Origin of the sequence: Promicromonospora citrea (assembly GCF_013004695.1) — a bacterium.
Taxonomy (GTDB): domain Bacteria; phylum Actinomycetota; class Actinomycetes; order Actinomycetales; family Cellulomonadaceae; genus Promicromonospora; species Promicromonospora citrea.
The window spans coordinates 1-4,915 of the sequence record NZ_JABEMG010000211.1; the positions used below are offsets into that span (position 1 = coordinate 1).

The 4,915-nt window shown below is 78.3% G+C and carries 5 protein-coding genes and 1 pseudogene; all 6 read left to right on the plus strand.

From position 1 onward, the window contains the following. The first annotated feature begins 15 nt into the window (after nt 1–15). Entirely contained in the window at nt 16–516 is a 501-nt protein-coding gene (locus tag HLB15_RS22360; protein ID WP_171108799.1) for a D-glycero-alpha-D-manno-heptose-1,7-bisphosphate 7-phosphatase, read from the plus strand. Then, nucleotides 513–1,598 carry a glycosyltransferase family 9 protein gene (locus HLB15_RS22365; RefSeq protein WP_229785573.1) on the plus strand — a complete coding sequence of 362 codons (1,086 nt, stop codon included), beginning with the start codon at nt 513–515 and terminating at the stop codon, nt 1,596–1,598. The genes HLB15_RS22360 and HLB15_RS22365 overlap by 4 nt, the downstream gene beginning before the upstream one ends. Beyond that, on the plus strand, nt 1,595–2,632 hold the full coding sequence (locus HLB15_RS22370; RefSeq protein ID WP_171108797.1) for a glycosyltransferase family 4 protein: 1,038 nt from the start codon (nt 1,595–1,597) through the stop codon (nt 2,630–2,632). Before HLB15_RS22365 ends, HLB15_RS22370 begins: the two co-directional genes overlap by 4 nt. A 15-nt stretch (nt 2,633–2,647) precedes the next feature. Beyond that, nucleotides 2,648–3,964 carry a glycosyltransferase gene (locus HLB15_RS22375; protein ID WP_171108803.1) on the plus strand — a complete coding sequence of 439 codons (1,317 nt, stop codon included), beginning with the start codon at nt 2,648–2,650 and terminating at the stop codon, nt 3,962–3,964. Next, entirely contained in the window at nt 3,961–4,596 is a 636-nt protein-coding gene (locus HLB15_RS22380; RefSeq protein WP_212760243.1) for a D-sedoheptulose-7-phosphate isomerase, read from the plus strand. Before HLB15_RS22375 ends, HLB15_RS22380 begins: the two co-directional genes overlap by 4 nt. Next, nucleotides 4,593–4,915: pseudogene (locus HLB15_RS22385) on the plus strand (PfkB family carbohydrate kinase); the annotation flags it as partial. The gene HLB15_RS22380 and the pseudogene HLB15_RS22385, both read left to right, overlap by 4 nt.

Consider the following 4,915-nt stretch of genomic DNA (forward strand, 5'->3'; position numbering starts at 1 on the left):
GCCTGGCCGCCGCCCCTGCGCGCCGTCCTGTTCGACCGTGACGGCACGCTCGTGCGCGACGTGCCCTACAACGGCGACCCCGCGGCCGTCGAGCCGCTGCCCGGGGCCCGCGCGGTCCTGGACGCGCTGCGGGCCGACGGGCTGTTCGTCGGCGTCGTGTCCAACCAGTCGGGCATCGGCAGGGGCCTGCTCACGCGCGACCAGGTGGACGCCGTCGACGCGCGCGTCGCGGAGCTGCTCGGACCGTTCGACACGTGGCAGCGCTGCCCGCACGCCCCGCAGGACGCGTGCACCTGCCGCAAGCCCGAGCCCGGCCTCGTGCTGCGGGCCGCCGCCGTGCTCGGCGTCACGCCGGCGGAGTGCGCCGTCGTGGGCGACATCGGCGCCGACGTCGGCGCCGCGGTCGCGGCGGGCGCCCGCACGGTGCTCGTCCCGACGCCGGTGACGCGGCGCGAGGAGGTGGTCGGGGCACCCGCCGTGGCCACGACCCTCGCCGAGGCGGTGACGCTGCTGTGAGCACTCCTGAGGCCATTCCTGAAACCGCTGCCGGGCAGCCGGCCCGCGTGCTCGCCGTCCGCCTGGACAGCGACGGCGACGTGCTGCTCACCGGGCCCGCGGTGCGGGCCCTGGCCGCGACCTACGACGAGGTGGACCTGCTCGTCTCCCGCGAGGGCGCCCAGGCGGCCGCGCTCCTGCCCGGCGTCGCCGAGACCCTGCGGTTCGAGGCGCCGTGGTCCGGCGCCGAGCCGCCCGCCGTGTCACGGGAGGCTGTGCTCGACCTCGTGGCCGACCTCGCCGCGCGGCGCTACCGGCTCGCCGTCGTGTTCACGTCGTTCCACCAGTCGCCGCTGCCCATGGCGCTGCTCGCGCGGCTGGCCGGGATCCCCCGGGTGGTGGCCACCAGCGAGGACTACCCCGGCACGCTGCTCGACGTGCGACACCGCCGTCCGCCGGGGCTGCACGAGGTCGACGCGGCCCTCGACCTCGCCGCCCAGGCGGGCGCCCGCCTGCCGGACGACGACGCCGGCCTGCTCGCCGTCCGCCGCCCGTTGCCCGCCGCGCCGGCCGGCGACGGCGCGCGCACCGTGGTGCTGCATCCCGGCGCCTCCGTCCCCGCCCGGGCACCGCGCCCGCAGGACGCCCGCGCCTACGCCGCGCGGCTGGCGGACGACGGCTGGGACGTCGTGGTGACCGGTGCCGCGTCCGAGCGCGGGCTCACCGCCTACGTCGCCGGCGACCGCGCCACCGACCTCGGCGGGCGGACCGACCTGGACGAGCTCGCCGCCGTGCTGGAGGCGGCCGCGTGCGTGGTGGTCGGCAACACCGGCCCCGCGCACCTGGCCGCGGCCGTCGGCACGCCGGTCGTCAGCCTCTTCGCGCCCGTCGTGCCGGGCGACCGGTGGGCGCCCTACGGCGTGCCGCACCTCCTGCTCGGCGACCAGGCCGCGCCGTGCCGCGACACCCGGGCCCGCACCTGCCCGGTGCCGGGCCACCCGTGCCTCGCGGGCGTGACGCCCGACCAGGTCGCCGACGCCGTGGCCCGCCTGACGCACCGTCCCGCGCCCGCCCGCACCGGCGCCGGGAGGTGGCCGGCATGAGGGTCGTGCTCTGGCACGTCCACGGGTCGTGGACCACCGCCTTCGTCCAGGGACCGCACGAGTACCTCGTCCCGGTGCTGCCCGGCCGGCCGCCCGACGGGCGCGGCAGGGCCCGCACCTGGGACTGGCCCGCCTCCGTGCGCGAGGTCTCCCCCGCCGCCCTGCGCCGCGCGGTCGACGGCTCGGACGGCCGCGGGGGCGTCGACGCAGTCGTGCTCCAGCGCCCGCACGAGGCCGGCCTGCTACGCGCGTGGACCGGGCTCCGCGCCGGCACCGACGTGCCCGCCGTCTACCTGGAGCACGACGCCCCGGGCGGACCTGCCGCGGCCACGCGCCACCCCCTGGCCGACGTCGACGTCGTCGCGCGCGGCCGGGTGCCGGTGGTGCACGTGACGCGGTTCAACGCCCTCATGTGGGACACGGGCGACGCCAGGACCGTGGTGATCGACCACGGGATCCCCGACCCCGGCCACCGCTGGACGGGCGAGCGCGAGCGGGTGGCCGCCGTGGTCAACGAGCCGGTGCGCCGCTGGCGCGCGGCCGGCACGGACGTGCTGCTGCACGTCGCCGAGCGGGTGCCCGCCGAGGTGTACGGCATGGGCACGGACCTGCTGGCCGAGCACCTCGCGCGGCGCGGTCCGACGGCGGCCACGGCAGCGGGCCACCTGCACGACCTGCCGCAGGCCCAGCTCCACGAGCGCCTCGCGGGGGCCCGCGCCTACCTGCACCCCTACCGTTGGACGAGTCTCGGGCTCGCGCTGCTGGAGGCGATGGCCCTCGGCCTGCCCGTGCTCGCCCTGCCCGTCACCGAGGCGTACGCCGCCGTGCCGCCGGACGCGGGCGTGCTGAGCGCCGACCCGGACGAGCTCGCCGCCGTCGCCCGCCGGTGGCTCCACGACCCGGACGAGGCGGCGGCCCGTGGCAAGGCCGCGCGCGAGCACGTCCTGGCCCGCTACCCCCTCGGCACGTTCCTCGACCGCTGGACCCGGCTGCTGCACGAGCTGCACGACCAGGCCGCACGACCAGGAGGCTGACGCATGAAGACCGGCATGAGGATCGGCATGATCTCCGAGCACGCCAGCCCGCTCGCCACCCTGGGCGGTGCGGACGCGGGCGGCCAGAACGTGCACGTGGCCGCCCTGGCCCGGCGCCTCGCGGCCGACGGGCACACCGTCGACGTCTACACCCGGCGCGACGACCCCGGCCTGCCCGGCCGCGTGCCCCTGGCGGACGGCGTCGACGTCGTGCACGTCGACGCCGGACCACCCGAGCCGCTGCCCAAGGACGACCTGCTGCGCTGGATGCCTACGTTCGGCGACGACCTCGGGGCGCGGCTCACCGATCCGGGGGTGCGGCCGGACGTCCTGCACGCGCACTTCTGGATGTCGGGGCTCGCGGCCCTGCACGCCACGCGCAGGCCCGGGCCGGACAACGAGCCTCGGGTGCCGGTCGTGCAGACCTTCCACGCCCTCGGTGCGGTCAAGCGCAGGCACCAGGGCGCCGCGGACACCAGCCCCGCCGAGCGGCTCGCCGTCGAGCGCATGCTGTGCCGCGAGGCCGACCTCGTGGTCGCCACCTGCCGCGACGAGGTCGCCGAGCTGCGCCGGATGGGCCTGCCGGAGGACCGCGTCCGCGTCGTGCCGTGCGGGGTCGACCTGGGGGCCTTCACGCCCGGCGCGCCGGCGGCGGACGACGAGGCCGGACGGCCGCTGCGCGTGCTGTCGCTCGGGCGGCTCGTCGAGCGCAAGGGCGTCGCCACCGCCGTCGAGGCACTCGCCCGGCTCGCCGGGCGGGGTGGCGGCCCGGTCGAGCTCCTCGTCGCCGGCGGGCCGCCCCCCGACCGACTCGGCGGCGACCCCGAGGTGCTGCGGCTGCTGAACCTCGCCCGCAGCCTGGGCGTGCACGACCGCGTGCGCTTCCTCGGCGCGGTGAGCCACGACGAGGTGCCCGCGCTCCTGCGGAGCGTCGACGTCGTGGTCTGCGCGCCCTGGTACGAGCCGTTCGGCATCGTGCCGCTCGAGGCCGCCGCGTGCGGGCGGCCCGTCGTCGCGTCGGCGGTCGGCGGCATGCTCGACACCGTGGTCGACGGGCGCACGGGACTGCTGGTCCCGCCCCGCGACCCGGACGCCGTGGCCGACGCGCTGGCCCGGCTCACCGACGAGCGCTACCGGCTGCGCCTCGGCGCCGCCGCCCGGGTGCGTGCCGAGCAGCGGTACGGCTGGGCGTCGGTCGCCCGGCAGACGGCCGACGCCTACGCCGAGGTCGTCGGCAGCACGGCCGCACCCGGCCCCCACAGCACGTACGGCCCGCACGGCACGCCGTCGGTCGTCCCCACCCCGCTGGTCGCCGCAGGAGGTACCCCGTGAGCGCAGAACCTACCCGCCCCGACTGGATCCACCGGCACCGCGCCGACCTCGTGGCCGGCCTCGACCACCTGGCCGCCGCGTCCGGCCGGATCGACGCCTGGGGCCGCGACCTGGCCGACCGCCTCCTCGCGGGCCACCGCCTGCTCGTCGCGGGCAACGGCGGCAGCGCGGCCGAGGCCCAGCACCTCACCGCCGAGCTCGTCGGCCGGTTCGAGCACGAGCGCGTGCCGCTCGCCGCCATCGCGCTGCACGCCGAGACGTCCAGCCTCAGCGCCATCGTCAACGACTACGGCCAGGACGAGATGTTCGCACGGCAGGTCGCCGCCCACGGCCGTCCGGGCGACGTGCTGCTCTGCCTCTCGACGTCGGGGTCGAGCGCCAACGTGCTCGTCGCGGCGCGGCGTGCCCGCGAGCTGGGGCTGACCACCTGGGCCCTGACCGGTCAGGCGCCCAACCCGCTGGCCGCCCTGTGCGACGACGTGCTCACCGTGCCCTCGCCGTCCTGCTCGGCCGTGCAGGAGATCCACCTCGTCGTGGTGCACGCGCTGTGCGCCGCGATCGACGCGCGCGTCGCGGAGCGGGCCGCCGGGCACGCCCGCTCCGCCGCGCCCGCACGGGGAGTGCGGTCGTGACGGCACGGCCCCGGGTCGCCGTCGTCGGCGACGTGCTGCTCGACCGCGACGTCGAGGGCACGGTCACCCGGTTCGCCCCCGACGCGCCCGTGCCCGTCGTCGACGTCACGCGCGTCCGGCTCAGCCCCGGCGGCGCCGGGCTCGCGGCGCTGCTGTGCGCCCGCGACGCCGACGTCGTGCTCGTGGCCCCGTTCGCCGACGACGAGGCGGGGCGGGAGCTGCGAGACCGGCTCGCCGGCGTCACCCTCGTGCCGCTCGGCCACGCGGGACCGACCCGGCGCAAGTCCCGCGTCCGCAGCGGCGGCCAGAGCCTCGTCCG